The sequence below is a fragment of the Bacillus infantis genome, assembly GCF_050107595.1.
Lineage (GTDB): Bacteria > Bacillota > Bacilli > Bacillales > Cytobacillaceae > Bacillus_AB > Bacillus_AB infantis_C.
This window is the reverse complement of sequence record NZ_JBNILH010000002.1, coordinates 554,557-572,569: the sequence shown is the minus strand read 5'-3', so window position 1 is coordinate 572,569 and position 18,013 is coordinate 554,557. Positions and strand designations below refer to the sequence as shown.

Genomic DNA, 18,013 nt, shown 5'->3' with positions numbered 1-18,013 from the left:
TCTTTACAACTCCCTGCCTATATATCTGTCTGTTCGAATTCCAATGACTCCTGCTCAAGCTGGAAGGCATCATGAAGGGCATTGACTGCCTTGACAAGATCCTTCTGCTTGACCAGCACCCAGATGGTTGTATGGCTGTCCGCTGACTGGAGGATCCTGATGCTCTCCTCTGAAAGTGCTGTGACAATCTTTGAAGTGACACCCGGCACTCCTGCCATCCCGGCTCCTACAACGGAAACCTTGGCGCAGTGTCGCTCCAGAACAGGATCATGGCCCAGCTGCTCAAGCGTTTTGACCGCTTTGTCAGCCATATCCTCCGAAACGGTATATACAACGCCATTCGGCGAAATATTGATAAAATCAACGCTGATCTGTTCATTGGCCATCGCCTTGAAGACCTCTGCCTGCAGGTTGTACTGGTCCTTTTTGGCAAAGACCTTGATCTGAGTAACATTGGATAAATGCGCGATGCCTGTTACAGGCCGCTCTTTAATGTCGCTGCCCCGGCTGTTTTTATTGATGGCTGTGACCAATGTTCCAAGTCCGTCGGAATAAGTGGACCTGATCCTGATCGGCACCTTGGCCTGCATAGCGATCTCCACTGCCCGGGGATGGATGACCTTCGCTCCCTGATAGGCAAGATTGCAGACCTCTGTATAGGTGACGACTGAAAGCGCCCTTGCATTCTCGGCGATGCGCGGATCGGCCGTCATGATGCCTTCTACATCTGTAAAGATATCAATCCACTCTGCCTGAAGCGCAGCCCCGAGCGCAGCGGCTGAAGTGTCGCTCCCGCCTCTGCCGATGGTTGTGATATCGCCATTCTTTGCTGCTCCCTGGAAGCCTGCCACGACGACTACATCGGATTCCTCAAGCTCCCTTAGCAATCTGTCGCATTTCATTTCAATGATCTTCGCGTTCGTGAAATCGCTGTTGGTCCTGAATCCGGCCTGTGCACCGGTCAGTGCTGCGGCCTCGATGCCTTCCTCCCTCAGCATGTTGGTGAACACAATGCTTGAAATGGTTTCACCGCATGATAAAAGAAGGTCATTTTCCCGCTTGCTGATTTTGCTGCCGGTTCCGCCGATCAGCGATAAGAGGGTATCTGTTGCATAGGGATCGCCCTGGCGCCCCATCGCAGAAACGACTGCCACTACTTTATAGCCTTCTGACAAAGCTTTTTTAATATGCCTTTTTGCGTGCGCCCGGCTGCTGTCATCCCGTACGGATGTGCCTCCGAACTTCTGGACGATTATCTTCATCGTAACACCTCAAAAATATCCGTTTCCACTTATTTTACCAATTCCAGCTTGATTAAGCTTTCGGCGATCTGGACTGAATTCCACGCTGCGCCTTTTAAGAGATTATCAGAGACTACCCACATGTGGAAGCCTTTGTCATTGTCAAGGTCTTTGCGGATCCGGCCGACAAAGATATCATTTTTGCCTACACAATCTGCAGGCATCGGGTAGATTTGATTTTCCGGGTCATCCTGAAGCACAACACCAGGGGCATCCTTAAGAATGTCTTTGATTTCCTGTGCATTCACTCCTCCGGCTTCCAGCTCAAAGTATACTGACTCCGAGTGGCCGGTAGCTACAGGAAGGCGGACACAGGTAGCTGCCACCTGAAGATCAGGCATATGCATGATTTTCTTTGTTTCGTTGATCATTTTCATTTCTTCAAATGTAAATCCGTTTTCCTGAAACATATCAATTTGAGGGATAGCATTAAAGGCAATCTGATAATGCTTTTTGTCGCCTTTGACCGGAAGGATCTTCGGTTCATGCTCCTCATTATTAATGATCGCCTTAGTCTGGCTGTACAGCTCATCAACTGCCGCAGCGCCAGAACCGGAAACAGCCTGATACGTAGAAACGATGACCTTGCTTAAGCCATGCTTCTTCCGCAGCGGTTCAAGGGCTGCAACCATCTGGATGGTAGAGCAGTTAGGATTGGCGATAATCCCATTATGCTTCCTGAGGTCTTCTTCATTCACCTCAGGGACAACGAGGGGCACATTTTCTGCCATACGGAAGGCGCTTGTATTATCAACCACAATGGCGCCATGCTCAACAGCATGCGGAGCCAGTTCTTTTGAAACGCCGCCGCCTGCTGAGAATAAAGCGATATCCACACCGGCAAAGCTCTCCGGCCTGGCTTCTTCCACAATATATTCATTTCCTTTATAACTTACCTTTGTGCCGGCTGAGCGGGCAGAAGATAGTAAAGTTAATTTCGATACAGGGAAATCTCTGCTTTCTAAAGTCTGCAGCATCTGCTGTCCAACAGCTCCGGTAGCCCCGACGACTGCAACGTGAAACCCTTTTTTGTTCTCCATCCAAAACTTCCCCTTCCAGCATACAAAATGATTAATCGATTTTAAGCTGCTTATCTTTTGCAGGCAATATAAGAGGACGGCAGCTGTTGTTTTCTTCGCCACCGCCATTCTTATTGTAGTATAGCATTCACTATGCTTCCAGTATATGAGATGATGGTCCAATGATTGAATAGGTGGACAATCTCATATTTAATATTTTCATTTTAACATATTCACCTGTTAAAGAAATAAACTTTTTTATGATGGAAGGCATGGAGATCAGTTACCGTCTTTATAGCGTTCAACAATGACCGGCTGGAGCTGTTTTCCCGCGATGGCCGCTTCAATCGTTTCTGAAAGCATGGTCATCCTGGCAACCATTGAATTGGGCTTTTTAACCGGATCATCCTGTCCGAATGGGATGAAGTAAATATTCTTCACTGCCATCAGCCTCATCAGATTCATTCCGTTCAGCCCCAGGGCATCATTTGTGGAGATGCCGACTACAACAGGGCTTTGATTCCTGAGCGTTGCCTTAGCCGCCATCAGAACCGGGGAATCTGTCATCGCATTGGCAAATTTGCTCATGGAGTTTCCTGTCAATGGCGCAATGACCATGCAGTCCAGCGGTATCTTTGGTCCAAGGGGCTCTGCCTTTACAATCGAATCGATCACCTTATTGCCAGTCAGGTTCTCGATTCTCTCAATCCAATCCTCCCCCGCTCCAAATCTCGTTTCAGTATTCTGAACAGTGCTTGTTACAACTGGGAGCACCTCTGCTCCTGCATTGACAAGCTTTTCTATCTCAGGGAAAACGGCATCATAAGTACAATGTGAACCAGTAAGGCCAAACCCGATCTTTTTACCTTTAAGCGTCATGGTATTGCCCCCTTTTATTTTGAAAGTCATCGGCAAGCAGCTGGGCCAGCACATTGGCGAGAATCTGCCCTGCTGTTTTCGGGGCAACGATTCCCGGAAGGCCCGGGGCCAGCAATGCCTTTATGCCCCTCTTTTCAGCATAGCGGAAATCTGTCCCTCCAGGTTTTGATGCCAGGTCAATGATCAGGGTATGGACAGGCATCTTGCTGATGACCGAAGCACTGACAATCAGATGCGGTATGGTGTTAATGCAAATGTCCGTGTCTTTGACAAATGACTGAATATCATCCAAATGGAACGGAGTCAGCCCCATTTCAGTAATTCTCGCAATATGCTCGCTCCTTCTTGCGCCAACCTTTACCTTTGCCCCTAAAGAGTGAAAGGTTCTTGCCACGCTCATACCGACTCTGCCCATGCCAAGGACCACCACGTTGGATCCGTGAATGGTGAAATCAGTATGCTGAATGGCCATCATGATTGTCCCTTCAACAGTCGGAATCGAATTATAGATGGCAATGTCATCCCTTTCAAACAGCTGCACCAGCCTTCTGTCATTCTGACTGGTGATAGAATCCAGATAGGAATTTGTAATGCCGGAATATATGGTACAGTGCGGCTGTGTTTGGGCGATCATATCTTCTGTTAAGAAAACCTTCTCATTTGAAAATATAGTCTCAACCTGCCCTTCCAGGTTGGTGCCTGGCACAGGCAGGATTATGCTATCCAGAGCTGAAAAATCGACTTCATCCACTTTCTCCTTCGATGCTCCGGTAAAAGCATGATCCAGCTGCTCAAAGCCAATGAGCAGGGTTTTCGCATCCAGTTCCGTCAGCTTGCTGATTATCTCCAGCTGCCTGGCATCCCCGCCCATTACTGCTATTTGCATCCCTGTCAGCATGAAATATTCACCTTCTTCTAAAGAATCTTACAGGAATCTAAAGTCTCATAAATAACTACTCCAACATCCTATGACAGCAGCTCAGATAAGGTGAGTTTTTTAAGGCAGAAATATGGGCGGACAGATAATGCGGAAAATAAACCTAAACCAATGCGGAGGACGCTTGTCTGAGAGAACACTATCAAAAGACCATAATGGCAAAACAAAAGGGGTGCAGAATGAAAGATCATTCCGCACCCCTTTTGCCAGCAGCCGCACGCTTCACTAACGGCCGCCACGCCTTGATTCAGCTGTCATCATCAGGCATATCAATGATAATCATATCATTGCCGATTTTCTTGATATGCTGCCAGGGCACTGTAATTTCCCCTCCCTGACGCTTCAGGCCGAACCATTTCAGCGACGGAATGAGGAGGGCCTTGATTTGTCCGTCCTTTTCATTTATTTCAAGGTCAGTCTGGCCCAGCACTCCGAGGCGCTCAGCTTTTTTCGCATCAACAATTTCCTTCCCGCTCAGCTCACTGAGTCTCACGCAAATCCCCCCCAGTCTTTGTCCTCAATATATATTTACGGCAGGAAATTGATTTTAGAAGCATTCCATCTTTTCGATTGATAAAAACCTAGGGGGCAAGGTTGAGGGTTTTTGCTGGAGGCACTGGCACCCTCTATTCTGAAAAATGACTTTTAGAGGGCCTTAGTCGGCTGGACTAACACCCTCTATTCTGTAAATTGACTCTCAGAAGGCTTTAGTCGGCCGGACTAACACCCTCTATCCCGCAAAATGACTTTCAGAAGGCCTTAGTCGGTCCGGACTAACACCCTCTATCCAGGATTCTGGCTCTCAGAGGGCCTTAGTCAGCCGCACTAGCACCCTCTATCCCGCAAAATGACATTCAGAGAGCCTTCGTCGGTCCCACTAATACCCTCTATCCAGCAAACTGACTCACAGAGGGCCTTAGTCAACCGCACTAGCACCCTCTATCAGGCATTCTGGCTCTCAGAAGGCCTTAGTCAACCGCACTAACACCCTCTATCAGGCATTCTGGCTCTCAGAAGGCCTTAGTCAACCGCACTAACACCCTCTATCAGGCATTCTGGCTCTCAGAAGGCCTTAGTCAGCCGCACTAGCACCCTCTATCCAGGCATTCTGGCTCTCAGAGGGCCTTAGTCGGTCCCACTAACACCCTCTATCCAGCAAACTGGCACCCTCTATTCCACCAATCACTCATAGGACCTCAGCTTGCCGCAGTTGATGCCTCCTCTATCCAGTTTCCCCAAAGTTCCATCTGAGCTTTGGCCAAAATATAACAAAAACCCGGCACTCACGCCGGGTTCAAGTCACTTCTCTATTTAAGCCAGATTCTTTGGCAGTACGCCGTCAGGGCTGATCAATGAAACAGAGAATTGGTCTGAGAAGATGGAGTTTGCCATTTCGTTGACTCCTGCTTCTGAGACTGCATCAATTTGTTCGACTATCTCATCGAGTGAACGGTGCCTTCCGAGCAGCAGTTCGTTCTTGCCATTGCGGCTCATGCGGCTGTTTGTGCTTTCAAGGCTCAGCATCAGGCTTCCCTTCATCTGTTCCTTGCTGTTCTTCAGCTCTTTCTCAGTGATGCCGTCCCTTTTTAATGTAGCAAGCGTTTCCTGGATTGTTTCAAACAGCACATCCAGCTGCTTAGCCCCGGTGCCGCCGTATATCGTGACCATCCCGGTATCCTGGAATGATGAGTGATAAGAAAAGACTGAATACGCCAGCCCTCTTTGTTCCCTTACATCCTGGAACAGGCGGCTGCTCATGCTTCCCCCGAGGATATTGTTCAGAAGGATCAGGCTGTACATATCTTTATGCCCGACCGGAAGGCCTTCATAGCCTAAACATAGATGAGCCTGTTCGGTCTCTTTTTTCCGTGAGACCCGGTTTGAATGAAAAACAGGCTTTTCCTGATTTCTTTCCTGCTTTCCGGCTTCATAGGAGCCGAACAGCTTCTCCACTTCCTGGATGAAAGAATCGGAGATATTGCCAGCAATGGAGATGACAACATTTTCTGGAGTATAAGTTTCATGCATATATTCCCTTAATGTGTCCCCTTTAAAGGTCTCCAGTGTTTCCTCAGTCCCGAGGATCGGATAGCCAAGCGGATGGCTCTCATATATAGCCTTGCCAAGAAGATCATGGACGATATCATCTGGCGTATCTTCATACATCTTGATTTCCTCGAGCACAACATTTTTCTCTTTATTTAATTCTTCATCCACAAAGGTGGAATTAAAGAACATATCTGCCAGTACATCCAGTGCAAATTTTGAATGTGTATCAAGGACCTTCGCATAATAGCATGTATATTCCTTTGATGTAAAAGCATTGACCTGACCGCCAATGCTGTCAAAGGATTCTGCTATCTCCCTGGCTGTCCTTGTTTTTGTCCCTTTAAAGAACATATGCTCCAGAAAATGAGAAACTCCGTTATTGCCGGGATGCTCATTCCTTGAACCGGTCCCGATCCAGACACCGATTGCCACTGAACGGACCGTCGGTATATTTTCCAGAACTACTCTTACACCATTTTGGCATGTATATTTCTTTATCAAAGCAACTCCTCCTGTTCTCTATCCTGGTGCATTTATCGCGGTTTAGTTAGTATATCTCATTATTGTTATTTTTTCCAAAATCCTGTTTTTCTTTCAATGTTTTGTCCATAATCCGCTCTTCGCTCAATAATCTTGAAACTGAGGCAATTTCAAGGTCTTTCTCTTTAATTTGTATAATCAGCCTGTCGAGGGATTTCGCTGTGGAATCTGTTGGATGCATCAAAATGATGGCGCCATTATGTATTTTGGGGACCACCCTATTCAGCAGCTCTTCAGGGGAAGGCTTGCGCCAGTCCACCGTATCAAGGCTCCACATGACTGTCTTCAGTTTCTTTTCAGCGGCAATTTGGACCGTTTCATCACGGTAGCTTCCGCTCGGCGGAGCAAACCAGGTAACTTCCTGCCCGGTTGTTGCTTTAATGACCTGGTTGGTCTTTTCAATTTCTTCCCTGATGCGGGCCGAGGATATGGTTTTCATATCCGGGTGTGTGAAGGAATGATTCCCGGCCTCATGGCCTGCTTCTGTAATCATTTTGGCAAGATCAGGATTTTGCTGGACCCATCTTCCTTCAAGGAAAAAAGTTGCTGTCACCTTGTGTTTCTTCAAGGTGGCAAGCATGCCGGACAAATACTCATTCCCCCAGGCAACATTTATGATGAATGAGACCATAGGCTTGTCGGGATTCCCTTTATAAACAGGGGCAGGAGGCAGATCACCCAGCTTTTTTTCCGGCTCGATCTGCTTTAGCACCAATTTATCAGGATCGAATTTCCTATCGCTCTTCATTCTTTTATATGATGCCAATGTGTCAACCTTTACCCCATTGTAACCGGGTATTGCCTTCCAGACCGGGTCGATCTTCGCATCCTGTGGAGCTATGTAGTATTTTGGGGATTCCTCCTCGATTCTTTGAATCAAAGGATCTGACACTGCAGTGACAGCGGGATTATCCATCTTTAATTGCGATACATAATGATCTGTAAAAGGGTTATTGACCAGTATCAGCGAAATGGCACCGATGATCAGCATACCAGCTAGTCTTTTCATTTGTTCAGCCCTCCTTCACTAATTTTTATGTGAAGGGTGGACAGGGTAGAACAGCGGCTGGAAATATCCTGCTGCCTGCACGATTCAGGTGATTCTTTATGTATAGAAAAAGCCAGGGATCTCCCTGGCTTCAAAATACGGCTGCCGCCATAGCCAGCAGGAAGCTGCATTTTCGTCTGCGTTCCTCGGCATACCGGCTAAGCCTTCATCTTATGCTAAATCGGCTGGATATTAATCCTGTGCCTTCTCCTGCTTTTCACGCTGTTCCTTTAGGACCGCTTTGCGGGAAAGGTTGACTCTGCCCTGCTTGTCGATTTCTGTTACTTTTACAAGCAGTTCATCGCCTAGAGACAGGACATCTTCCACTTTGCCTACACGCTCTTCGGCAAGCTCAGAAATATGCACAAGTCCATCTTTTCCGTTGAAGATCTCAACGAATGCGCCGAACTTTTCAATTCTTTTGACCTTGCCAAGGTACATCTGGCCGACTTCCACTTCACGGACGATGTCTTCGATGATTTTCTTGGCTTTGTCGTTCATTTCCTGGTCTACAGAAGAAATGAAGACTGTTCCATCCTGCTCGATATCGATTTTAACGCCGGTTTCTTCGATGATCTTATTGATCTGCTTCCCGCTTGGTCCGATAACATCACGGATCTTGTCCGGATTGATCGTCATCGTAAGAATCTTAGGCGCGTACCTGGAAAGCTCCTTCTTCGGCTCAGCAATTGTTGAAAGCATAGAATCAAGGATCTGCATCCGGCCTTTCTTGGCCTGCTGGAGTGCTTCTTCAAGGATTTCGCGGGAAAGCCCCTCAATCTTGATATCCATTTGCAGAGCTGTTACACCTTTGGATGTACCTGCTACCTTAAAGTCCATGTCCCCAAGATGGTCTTCCATACCCTGGATGTCAGTAAGGATTGAGTAATGCTCTCCTGACTTAATAAGACCCATCGCAATACCTGCAACTGGAGCTTTAATCGGAACACCCGCATCCATCATCGCAAGTGTGCTCGCACAGATGCTTGCCTGGGAAGTGGAGCCGTTTGATTCAAGAACCTCTGATACAAGGCGGACCGTGTAAGGGAAATCCTTTTCATTCGGGATAACTGGTTCAAGAGCGCGTTCACCAAGAGCTCCATGCCCGATTTCACGGCGTCCTGGACCTCTCATCGGCCCTGTTTCACCTACGCTGAAGTTAGGGAAATTATAGTGGTGCATAAAGCGTTTCTCTTCTTCAATGCCAAGGCCGTCAAGGATCTGGACATCGCCGAGTGCGCCAAGCGTACAGATGCTCAGAGCCTGAGTCTGGCCCCTTGTAAACAGTCCAGAACCGTGTGTACGCGGCAGCAGGCCGATTTCAGAAGACAGAGGACGGATTACATCAAGGCCGCGGCCGTCCGGGCGAACCTTTTCTTCAGTGATCAGTCTGCGGACTTCAGCTTTGACAAGCTTGTCCAGCACCTTTTTCACCTGTTTGATGGTATCTTCGTCTGCTTCCTGCTCTTCGTATTGTGCCAGCACAGCATCTTTCACTGTTTTAATGGCAGCTTCACGGGCATGCTTTTCCTGCACCTGGATGGCTGTAACCATATCTTTTTCAGCAGTTTCACGAACACGGGATTCGATGTCTGCATCGATTTCATATAATTTAATTTCTGTTTTTTCTTTTCCGACTTCAGAAACAATCTGTTCCTGGAAGGAAATAAGACGCTTGATTTCGTTATGGCCGAACATGATGGCTTCAAGCATCGTTTCTTCAGGCACTTCATCTGCACCTGCCTCAACCATGTTGATGGCATCCTTTGTCCCGGCTACAACAAGATGCATATCGCTCTCGTTCTGCTGGTCCACTGTCGGGTTGATGACAAATTCACCATTGATTCTTCCCACTGTCACCCCTGCAATCGGGCCTCCAAAAGGAATATCGGAAACGCTCAGTGCCAAAGATGAGCCAAACATAGCGGCCATCTCGGATGAGCAGTCCTGGTCAACGCTCATTACCATACTTACAACCTGGACTTCATTGCGGAAACCGTCAGCAAACAGCGGGCGGATCGGCCTGTCGATCAGGCGGCTGGCAAGAATGGCCTTTTCACTTGGGCGGCCTTCACGTTTAATGAAGCCTCCAGGTATTTTCCCTACGGCATACAGACGCTCTTCGTAATTGACTGTCAGCGGGAAAAAGTCAAGGTTTTTCGGCTCTTTTGATGCTGTTGCTGTACTGAGGACTGCTGTATCTCCATAACGGATCAGCGCTGCTCCATTGGCCTGCTTTGCAAGCTGCCCGATTTCCACTGTAAGCGTACGTCCGGCCCAGTCCAAGGAATAAATCTTCTTATCTTGTCCCATTGCTTTATAAACCCCTCTCTGCGTGTAAACTTTTTAGAGGTTTAGCGAATTATTGTATTAGCCTAAACCATCGTAAAATTCTTTTATAAATCAAAAAAAGACATAGTTGTATTTAGTATGCACAATTTCTATGTAAAAAATCAATCTATGTATACAGAAAGCCTGCTTTTTTATAAGCCGGCTTTCTGTAAATATCACTTAAAGACGATAAAAAAGCGGGAAAAAATCCCGCTTTCAATACTATCGGCGTAAACCAAGCTTAGTGATTAACTCACGGTAACGAGTAACATCCTTGTTACGCAGGTAAGTCAATAGGTTACGGCGTCTACCTACCATCTTAAGAAGACCGCGGCGTGAATGGTGGTCTTTCTTGTGAGTGCGTAAGTGATCGTTTAAGTTGTTGATTGATTCTGTAAGGACAGCGATTTGAACTTCTGGAGATCCAGTATCGTTCTCATGAGTCTTATACTCATTGATCAGTTCATTTTTACGTTCTTGAGTGATTGCCATCCTGTTCACCTCCTAATGTTTATCCCCTGTCACTGAGCAAGCGTCGGTGACTCGACTTGCCAAGCAAAGGTTCTTATTTTTGGTACGTTTATAAGAATACAGCTTTTCAGGACAAAAATCAAGTTAAACCTTCATTATTTTCAAAGTAGCCGACAGCTGCGTCTTTATCCTTCGAAATTTGGGCAACCAGTTCATCCACGCCGGAGAACTTCCTCTCTGAACGCAAGTAGCGGTGCCATTCAATCTCAACTTCAGAGCCGTAAATTTCCCTGCTGAAATCAAAAAGGTGAACCTCTATTGAAGGCCGTTCAGCAGCAGGCTTATTGAATGTCGGTTTATAGCCGACATTGCAGACGCCTTCTATCCAGCTCCCGTCAACGCACATCCTTACGGCATAGACTCCTGTCGGCGGATAGATATAGCTGGTTCCGATGTAGATATTGGCGGTTGGAAAGCCGATCGTCCTGCCCCGCTTATCCCCATGGATGACAGTGCCGCGCGTTGTATAGTATCTGCCCAGCAGCCCCGGAAGTTCCTCTGTCTGGCCTTCCCTGATCTTTTGGCGGATGATGGTTGAGCTGATTTTCTCTGTGCCGTCTGTAAGCTTGTCGACCACCGTGTATGTAAATTCTTCCCTTGAATGAAACGGAAGGGTCTCCATTGTGCCTTTGCCCATCCTGCCATAGCTGTAGTCGAAACCAGCCACTACATGCCGGGCATTGAGGCCGATCAGGTATTGGTCTGTAAACTCCTGCGGCAGCAGGCTGGCAAAGCTGCTGCTGAATTCGACGACAAATAAATAATCTGCGCCAAGCTTTGCTATCTCTTTGATTTTATCTTCAAGAGGCGTTATATACTCTATTTGCTGTTCGGTTTTCCCCAGTACGACAGAAGGGTGCGGATCAAAGGTCATGACTGCGCTCTTCAGCCCTTTTTGCTCTGCCGCTTTTTTCGCTTCAAGAATGACTTTCTGATGTCCGAGATGAACCCCGTCAAAATAACCCAGGGCCATGGACAGCCCGGGAAAATCCGTTCTGGCAAATTGATGGGGATGTTTAATAGCAATGACTTCCATTGATGATACTCACCTTTTTCTATTGCTGGATACTATGCTTCATTTCTAAGCACCTTGGACGGCTTCATTAGGCCGGGCTTTGACGGATGGTGAAGATAGATGGCCAGGGCAGTCCCGCCCTCTGTCTGGACGACAATCGGGCCAGTTTCTTTCTCCAGGAAATCCGGTATATGCAGAAGTGCTCCATTTTTTACTTTCTCTGCAACTGTATCACTAATCGTGTATTTCGGCAAATGAGAAATTCCCTCTTCGAGCGGCCTGATTTTTGCAGCAAGCTCCCCGCTTTCCTGAAGAGCTTCAATCTCTTCGAATGTCAGGCACTCCTCTTTCTCAAAAGAGGCAGAGCGGATTCTTTCAAGATCAGACATATGGGCAGGATAACCAAGGGCTTCCCCGATCATCACAGCAAGTGTACGGATATAGGTCCCTTTGCTGGATTCAACCCGGAAACGGAAATACGGATAGGGCCCTTCGAATTCCTGATCCCCGCTCAGCAGCTCGATTGAGTAGATGCTGACCTTCCGTGCCGGCCTCTCAACCTCGATTCCTTTTCTGGCATATTCATAAAGCCTTTTGCCATTCACCTTTACAGCCGAGTACATAGGCGGCGTCTGGGTGATTTCACCCTTTAGACTCTCTAGGACATCAATGATTTGTGCTCTTGCAACTGAACCGGCAACAGGTTTTTCTTCAATCTTTTCACCAGATGCGTCTTCTGTTGAAGTGGAAAAGCCGAGTGTGACTTCGCCCTCATAAGCCTTTCCGGCCTCGGTGATATATTCCGCGACTTTTGTGGCCCTGCCAATGCAGATGGGAAGGACTCCGGTCACGTCCGGATCAAGTGTGCCGGTGTGGCCGATCCTTTTCATCCTCAGGATTTTGCGAAGCTTGAACACACAATCATGTGATGTCATCCCTTTAGGTTTAAATAACGGTATGATTCCTTCCATTTCCATCCCCCTCCATTTACTATATGTACGCTGGCTGCCCGGCCTTCTTTATTGCAGGGCAGCCAAAAAAAGGATAGACCAGAGTCTATCCTTTCCGGAAGCTTATTCTTTATCCTGTTCTTCTTTAGATTGGCCTTCTTCCTGGATTTTATGAAGAAGCGTATCAATGCGATTTCCATAATCGATTGATTCATCAAACTCAAAGATGATTTCAGGTGTTTTGCGAAGGCGGATGCGCTGTCCAATTTCTGAACGGATGAACCCTTTTGCTTTGGCAAGTCCTTTAAGCGTATTTTCCCTTTTCTCTTCATCTCCAAGAACCGAGATATACACGGTTGCCTGCTGCAGGTCTCCGGTAACAGCAACATCAGTTACAGTCACAAAGCCAATGCGGGGATCCTTGATCTTTCGGCCAATGATCTCACCAAGCTCTTTCTTCATTTGTTCTCCAACTCTGTTTGCTCTATGGCTCATATGATCACCTCTTGTTAAAGCCACTCTATATCTGTGATTGTCCGTTCTATTTCCGGAAACGAATCGATTAGCTTGAGAGCGTTCTGCAGCTCCGCTTCAGCGGAGACACGGGCAGAAGCAACTGCCGCAACGGCAATTTTAGTCCTCTGCCACGTATCCTGGAAATCAACTTCAGCAACAGACAGATTATGCCTCTGCCTGAGCCGCATGATGATCCTCTGCAGAACAGCCCTTTTTTCTTTTAAAGAATGTGCATCATAAATCATGCATTCGCAGGCTGCAAGGCCAACTACCATTAACGTTCCACTTCTTCCATGATATATGCTTCGACAACGTCGCCTTCTTTTACATCATTGAAGTTTTTGATGGTAATTCCGCACTCGTAACCCTGGCTGACTTCTTTCGCGTCATCCTTAAAGCGTTTGAGGGCATCGATTTCGCCTTCAAAAATGACCACTCCGTCTCGGATGAGGCGGATGCCGCTGTCACGTGTGATTTTTCCATCTGTAACATAGGAGCCGGCAATCGTTCCAACCTTTGATACCTTGAAGGTTTGGCGGATCTCAGCCTGGCCGATGACTTTCTCTTCGAATTCCGGATCAAGCATGCCTTTCATGGCTGATTCGATCTCGTCGATCACTTTGTAGATGATTCTGTGGAGGCGAACATCCACTTCCTCAGTATCTGCTGCACGCTTCGCATTATTATCAGGCCTTACGTTAAAGCCGATGACAATGGCATTTGAAGCAGCGGCAAGGGTGATGTCTGATTCATTGATCGCACCGACTGCTGTATGAATGATCCTTACATTGACACCTTCAACATCTATCTTATTCAAGGCAGCTGCAAGCGCCTCGGCGGACCCTTGAACATCCGCTTTGATAATGATGTTTAGATCTTTCATTTCCCCTTGTTTCATATGTTCAAACAAGTTATCAAGGCTGACGCGCGTCTTTTCGCTTCTCTGGGCCTGGATCGCCTGCTGTGAACGCACTTCGCCGACCTGGCGGGCTGTTTTTTCATCCTTGAATACGACAAAGCGGTCGCCTGCAAGCGGCACATCATTCAGACCAGTGATTTCAACCGGTGTGGATGGACCTGCTTCTTTGACGCGGCGGCCAAGATCATTGACCATTGCACGCACACGTCCAAACGTCGTGCCGACTACGATTGGATCGCCGACCTTAAGTGTTCCATTCTGGACAAGAAGGGTAGCAACTGAACCCCTGCCTTTGTCAAGCTGTGCTTCAATGACCGTTCCGACTGCATTGCGGTCAGGGTTAGCTTTGTATTCTTCAACCTCGCTGACAAGAAGGATCATCTCAAGCAGGGAGTCGATTCCATCTCCTGTCAGGGCTGAAAGCGGAACAAAGATCGTTTCTCCGCCCCACGCTTCAGGCACAAGTCCGTGCTCTGTCAGTTCCTGCATCACGCGGTCAGGATTGGCAGCAGGCTTATCCATTTTGTTGACGGCAACGATGATCGGCACCTCGGCTGCCTTTGCATGGTTGATTGCTTCTACAGTCTGAGGCATAACTCCGTCGTCAGCTGCAACAACCAGGATTGTAATATCCGTGATCTTTGCTCCACGGGCACGCATAGTCGTAAACGCGGCGTGTCCCGGTGTATCAAGGAAAGTGATCTTCTTGCCGTTTTCTTCTACCTGATAAGCACCGATATGCTGGGTGATTCCGCCAGCCTCGCCTGCAGTCACCTTTGTGTTCCTGATGCTGTCAAGAAGAGTCGTTTTACCATGGTCAACGTGGCCCATGATCGTTACGACAGACGGCCTTTCAGACAGTTCAGCACTTTCATCTTCTGTGAAGTAAACCTCAAGGTCAGTTGTATCGATGAGGATTTCTTCCTCTACTTCCACGCCGTATTCACCGGCAATCAGCTCGATGGCATCTTTGTCAAGATCCTGGTTGATCGTAGCCATTACGCCAAGCATAAAGAGCTTTTTGATGATTTCTGAAGGTTCACGGTGAAGCTTCTTAGCGAGCTCCGCCACAGTCAATGAATCACTGAAGGTGATTTTAGCCGGAAGTTCTTTTTCTTTGCGGGGCTGAGGAGCATGGTTAGTATGCTGCTTCCCTTTATTCTGGTTATTGCGGTTGTTGCGGTTTTTATTATTGTTATTGTTGTTGTTCTTATTGCGGTTATTGTTGTTATTGCCGCGGCTGCTGTTATTGTTGTTATTGTTTCCAAATGACTTGGATTGATTGCCGCCGCCTGAACGGTTTGCCGGTGCAGATGGCCTTGCTTTGTCGCGGCTGCCGCTATTGCTGTTCTGCTCGCCTGAAGCTTTTGGCCTTGGCTGGCTGTTCTGCTGCGGCTTTTGATTTCCTGCTGACTGATTAGGCCTGGCTGGTTTAGTGTCGGCCTTTTTGCCGAAAATTTCATCCAGCTTTTTAACAGCATCGTTTTCAATCGTTGTCATATGGTTTGAAACTTCCACGTTCATGTCTTTCAATTTTGTAATAACGTCTTTGCTTGAAATATTGAATTTCTTTGCATATTCATAGACGCGCATTTTACTCATATTTTCACCCCCGGTAGAATTAATCGAGCAGCGTCAACAGTTTTTTTGCAAACCCGCTGTCAAGGACAGCCACAACTACACGTGCTTCTTTTCCGATCGCTTGACCAAGAAGGTGACGATTTTCCACTATTTTATATGGAACGTTATAGGATTTACATTTGTCTGTCACTTTTTTTGCTGTATTCGCAGATGCGTCCGCTGACAGCAGCACGAGCTTCGCTTTTCCGCCTCTGATTTCTTTGACGGAGAGCTCTTCACCCGATATGATCTTGCGTGCTCGATTGGCCAAGCCAAGCAATGACATCCATTGATTTGAGTTCATCAGGATAGTCGTTTCTCCTTCTCTATGAGCTCTAAAAGCTCTTCGTATATAGAATCATCCACTGCTGCATCGAGATGATTTGAGAGTATATTTTTCTTTTGTGCTGATAAGACTGCTTCTTTATCTCTGGAAAGATAAGCTCCCCTGCCTGACTTTTTCCCGGTCAGATCCAAAGAGACCTCGCCTTCCTTAGAGCGAACGATGCGAACCAGTTCTTTTTTCGGCTTCATTTCACCGGTAGCGACACATTTACGCATGGGAACCTTTTTATTCTTGTTCACGATCATTCACCCTTTCTTACTCCCTGTCTTCATCTGCGTCATAATCAGATTCAAAATCAGCATCTTCTTCCGCAGTGAAGTCTGTATCAGTATCATAATCCGCATCATCAGCGTAATCTTCTTCATCAAAAGTAAGAAGTGACTCTTCACGAGGGAAAATGCCTGATTCACGGGCTTCAGTCTCAGATTTAATGTCGATTTTCCAGCCGGTCAGCTTGGCAGCAAGGCGCGCATTCTGCCCGCGCTTTCCGATTGCAAGCGAAAGCTGGTAATCCGGCACGATAACCGTGGTTGCCTTATCTTCTTCATTCACAATTACATCCAGCACTTTGGAAGGGCTTAATGCATTTGCCACAAAAACAACCGGATCCGGCGACCATTTGACAATGTCGATTTTCTCGCCTTTCAGCTCATTGACGACTGCCTGTACACGCGTCCCTTTTGGACCTACGCAGGATCCTACCGGGTCGACTTCGCTGTTGTCAGCATGAACTGAGATCTTGGAACGGTCTCCCGCTTCCCTTGAAACCGATTTAATTTCTACGGTGCCATCATAAATTTCAGGCACTTCAATTTCAAACAGGCGCTTCAATAAGCCGGGATGCGTCCGGGATACAAATATCTGCGGTCCTTTAGTCGTTTTTTCAACTTTCGTGATAAAGACCTTGATCCTGTCATGAGGCTTATACTGCTCATTAGGCATCTGCTCATTGGCCGGAAGGATGGCTTCAATCTTGCCGAGGCTGACATAAATGAATTTAGGATCCTGCCTCTGGACAATCCCAGTCATGATGTCTTCTTCGCGGTCGATGAATTCTGAATAGATGATCCCGCGCTCTGCCTCGCGGACACGCTGTGTCACAACCTGCTTGGCAGTCTGTGCAGCTATGCGGCCGAAGTCCTTCGGAGTGACCTCCAATTCAACTACATCTTCAACCTGATAATTCGGGTTGATGGCCTTGGCTTCGTCAAGGCTGATTTCCAGGCGCGGGTCAAAGACCTGCTCTACTACTTCCTTGCGGGCAAAAACCCTCATCGTTCCGCTTCCAAGGTTCAAGTCGATGCGGACATTTTGCGCCTGGTTAAAGTTGCGTCGGTAGGCTGAAATCAAGGCTGCTTCGATTGCCTCGATAATGATATCCCGAGAAATTCCTTTTTCTTTTTCCAGCAACGTCAGAGCATCCAGCAATTCACTGCTCATGAGATTGTATCCCCCTTTAATCTCCTAAATCTCGTTTCTTCCTTATGAGAAAGTAACTGCCAAACGGGCATTGGCCACTTTTTCAAATGGAATGGAAATTGTTTTTATTCTTGTTTTGACCCTGACTTCCACAGTCACTGTCTCACCATCAAATTGAGTGAGCTTACCTTCAAACGTTTTTTCGCCATCTATTGGTTCATACGTTTTAATGAGGACATTTTTTCCGATTGCACTTTTATAGTCCTTCTCTTTTTTCAGAGGGCGTTCAGCACCCGGCGATGAGACTTCCAGGAAATAGTTATAAGGAATAGGATCGAGTTCGTCGAGCTTTTCGCTGAGCCTTTCGCTGACAAGGCCGCATTCTTCAATGTCGACACCCTGCTCCTTATCAATAAATACGCGAAGGAACCACTCTTTTCCTTCTTTCACATATTCAATATCAACCAGCTCCAGATTAAGTTCATCCACAATAGGGGTGACCAGCTCTTCGACGGTTTCAGTCACTTTGCTCATAATTTCCCTCCTTTGGTGTTAAGGCATCCTTAAACCCGTATGTAAAATCCCGGGATGCT

The 18,013-nt window shown here is 47.2% G+C and carries 18 protein-coding genes; all 18 read right to left on the bottom strand.

All coding sequences use genetic code 11. The annotated features are described in order from the left end of the window. Positions 1 to 17 precede the first annotated feature (17 nt). Positions 18 to 1,262: an aspartate kinase gene (gene dapG / locus ACQCVH_RS06095; RefSeq protein ID WP_426834873.1), complete on the bottom strand. Its 1,245-nt coding sequence runs from the start codon at positions 1,260 to 1,262 to the stop codon at positions 18 to 20. Positions 1,263 to 1,291: 29 nt separating this feature from the next. Next, positions 1,292 to 2,341 carry an aspartate-semialdehyde dehydrogenase gene (gene asd / locus ACQCVH_RS06090; RefSeq protein WP_426834872.1) on the bottom strand — a complete coding sequence of 350 codons (1,050 nt, stop codon included), beginning with the start codon at positions 2,339 to 2,341 and terminating at the stop codon, positions 1,292 to 1,294. Between the two features lie 258 nt (positions 2,342 to 2,599). After that, positions 2,600 to 3,199, bottom strand: a complete 600-nt coding sequence (locus ACQCVH_RS06085) for a dipicolinate synthase subunit B (RefSeq protein ID WP_426834871.1) — start codon at positions 3,197 to 3,199, stop codon at positions 2,600 to 2,602. Then, positions 3,189 to 4,097 (bottom strand): dipicolinic acid synthetase subunit A, encoded by a 909-nt coding sequence (gene dpaA, locus ACQCVH_RS06080; RefSeq protein ID WP_426834870.1) that lies wholly within the window; start codon positions 4,095 to 4,097, stop codon positions 3,189 to 3,191. Before dpaA ends, ACQCVH_RS06085 begins: the two co-directional genes overlap by 11 nt. 286 nt (positions 4,098 to 4,383) lie before the next feature. Continuing rightward, on the bottom strand, positions 4,384 to 4,629 hold the full coding sequence (locus tag ACQCVH_RS06075; protein ID WP_022543725.1) for a YlmC/YmxH family sporulation protein: 246 nt from the start codon (positions 4,627 to 4,629) through the stop codon (positions 4,384 to 4,386). A gap of 818 nt (positions 4,630 to 5,447) precedes the next feature. Further along, the gene (locus ACQCVH_RS06070; protein ID WP_426834869.1) at positions 5,448 to 6,686 is read right to left on the bottom strand and encodes a M16 family metallopeptidase; all 1,239 of its coding nucleotides are present in this window, start codon (positions 6,684 to 6,686) and stop codon (positions 5,448 to 5,450) included. A gap of 46 nt (positions 6,687 to 6,732) precedes the next feature. Continuing rightward, complete coding sequence (locus tag ACQCVH_RS06065; protein ID WP_426834868.1) at positions 6,733 to 7,734, bottom strand: polysaccharide deacetylase family protein; 1,002 nt, start codon at positions 7,732 to 7,734, stop codon at positions 6,733 to 6,735. Positions 7,735 to 7,965: 231 nt separating this feature from the next. Then, positions 7,966 to 10,086, bottom strand: a complete 2,121-nt coding sequence (gene pnp / locus ACQCVH_RS06060) for a polyribonucleotide nucleotidyltransferase (protein ID WP_426834867.1) — start codon at positions 10,084 to 10,086, stop codon at positions 7,966 to 7,968. A gap of 240 nt (positions 10,087 to 10,326) precedes the next feature. After that, entirely contained in the window at positions 10,327 to 10,596 is a 270-nt protein-coding gene (gene rpsO / locus ACQCVH_RS06055) for a 30S ribosomal protein S15 (RefSeq protein WP_009795996.1), read from the bottom strand. A 118-nt stretch (positions 10,597 to 10,714) separates the two neighbouring features. Next, positions 10,715 to 11,671 (bottom strand): bifunctional riboflavin kinase/FAD synthetase, encoded by a 957-nt coding sequence (gene ribF / locus ACQCVH_RS06050; protein WP_426834866.1) that lies wholly within the window; start codon positions 11,669 to 11,671, stop codon positions 10,715 to 10,717. Positions 11,672 to 11,703: 32 nt separating this feature from the next. Continuing rightward, the gene (gene truB / locus ACQCVH_RS06045; RefSeq protein ID WP_426834865.1) at positions 11,704 to 12,621 is read right to left on the bottom strand and encodes a tRNA pseudouridine(55) synthase TruB; all 918 of its coding nucleotides are present in this window, start codon (positions 12,619 to 12,621) and stop codon (positions 11,704 to 11,706) included. Between the two features lie 102 nt (positions 12,622 to 12,723). Beyond that, on the bottom strand, positions 12,724 to 13,095 hold the full coding sequence (gene rbfA, locus ACQCVH_RS06040) for a 30S ribosome-binding factor RbfA (RefSeq protein WP_022543722.1): 372 nt from the start codon (positions 13,093 to 13,095) through the stop codon (positions 12,724 to 12,726). Between the two features lie 14 nt (positions 13,096 to 13,109). Continuing rightward, entirely contained in the window at positions 13,110 to 13,391 is a 282-nt protein-coding gene (locus tag ACQCVH_RS06035) for a DUF503 domain-containing protein (protein ID WP_009796000.1), read from the bottom strand. Further along, positions 13,391 to 15,637, bottom strand: a complete 2,247-nt coding sequence (infB, locus tag ACQCVH_RS06030) for a translation initiation factor IF-2 (protein WP_022543721.1) — start codon at positions 15,635 to 15,637, stop codon at positions 13,391 to 13,393. Before infB ends, ACQCVH_RS06035 begins: the two co-directional genes overlap by 1 nt. 19 nt (positions 15,638 to 15,656) lie before the next feature. After that, positions 15,657 to 15,959, bottom strand: coding sequence for a YlxQ family RNA-binding protein (locus ACQCVH_RS06025; RefSeq protein ID WP_009795854.1), 303 nt, complete (start codon positions 15,957 to 15,959; stop codon positions 15,657 to 15,659). Continuing rightward, positions 15,959 to 16,240 (bottom strand): RNase P modulator RnpM, encoded by a 282-nt coding sequence (rnpM, locus tag ACQCVH_RS06020; RefSeq protein ID WP_035403514.1) that lies wholly within the window; start codon positions 16,238 to 16,240, stop codon positions 15,959 to 15,961. Before rnpM ends, ACQCVH_RS06025 begins: the two co-directional genes overlap by 1 nt. A gap of 16 nt (positions 16,241 to 16,256) precedes the next feature. Next, positions 16,257 to 17,441, bottom strand: a complete 1,185-nt coding sequence (nusA, locus tag ACQCVH_RS06015) for a transcription termination factor NusA (protein ID WP_426834864.1) — start codon at positions 17,439 to 17,441, stop codon at positions 16,257 to 16,259. 42 nt (positions 17,442 to 17,483) lie between these two features. Continuing rightward, positions 17,484 to 17,957: a ribosome maturation factor RimP gene (gene rimP / locus ACQCVH_RS06010; protein WP_426834951.1), complete on the bottom strand. Its 474-nt coding sequence runs from the start codon at positions 17,955 to 17,957 to the stop codon at positions 17,484 to 17,486. Positions 17,958 to 18,013 lie beyond the last annotated feature (56 nt).

Bases quoted from the DNA above. Each gene is read 5' to 3' on its own strand.
- pnp (WP_426834867.1), bottom strand. From the start codon at position 10,086: ATGGGACAAGATAAGAAGATTTATTCCTTGGACTGGGCCGGACGTACG.
- rpsO (WP_009795996.1), bottom strand. From the start codon at position 10,596: ATGGCAATCACTCAAGAACGTAAAAATGAACTGATCAATGAGTATAAG.
- truB (WP_426834865.1), bottom strand. From the start codon at position 12,621: ATGGAAGGAATCATACCGTTATTTAAACCTAAAGGGATGACATCACAT.
- ACQCVH_RS06035 (WP_009796000.1), bottom strand. From the start codon at position 13,391: ATGGTAGTTGGCCTTGCAGCCTGCGAATGCATGATTTATGATGCACAT.
- ACQCVH_RS06065 (WP_426834868.1), bottom strand. From the start codon at position 7,734: ATGAAAAGACTAGCTGGTATGCTGATCATCGGTGCCATTTCGCTGATA.
- infB (WP_022543721.1), bottom strand. From the start codon at position 15,637: ATGAGTAAAATGCGCGTCTATGAATATGCAAAGAAATTCAATATTTCA.
- dapG (WP_426834873.1), bottom strand. From the start codon at position 1,262: ATGAAGATAATCGTCCAGAAGTTCGGAGGCACATCCGTACGGGATGAC.
- asd (WP_426834872.1), bottom strand. From the start codon at position 2,341: ATGGAGAACAAAAAAGGGTTTCACGTTGCAGTCGTCGGGGCTACCGGA.
- nusA (WP_426834864.1), bottom strand. From the start codon at position 17,441: ATGAGCAGTGAATTGCTGGATGCTCTGACGTTGCTGGAAAAAGAAAAA.
- ribF (WP_426834866.1), bottom strand. From the start codon at position 11,671: ATGGAAGTCATTGCTATTAAACATCCCCATCAATTTGCCAGAACGGAT.
- ACQCVH_RS06085 (WP_426834871.1), bottom strand. From the start codon at position 3,199: ATGACGCTTAAAGGTAAAAAGATCGGGTTTGGCCTTACTGGTTCACAT.
- ACQCVH_RS06025 (WP_009795854.1), bottom strand. From the start codon at position 15,959: ATGAACTCAAATCAATGGATGTCATTGCTTGGCTTGGCCAATCGAGCA.
- dpaA (WP_426834870.1), bottom strand. From the start codon at position 4,097: ATGCTGACAGGGATGCAAATAGCAGTAATGGGCGGGGATGCCAGGCAG.
- rbfA (WP_022543722.1), bottom strand. From the start codon at position 13,095: ATGAGCCATAGAGCAAACAGAGTTGGAGAACAAATGAAGAAAGAGCTT.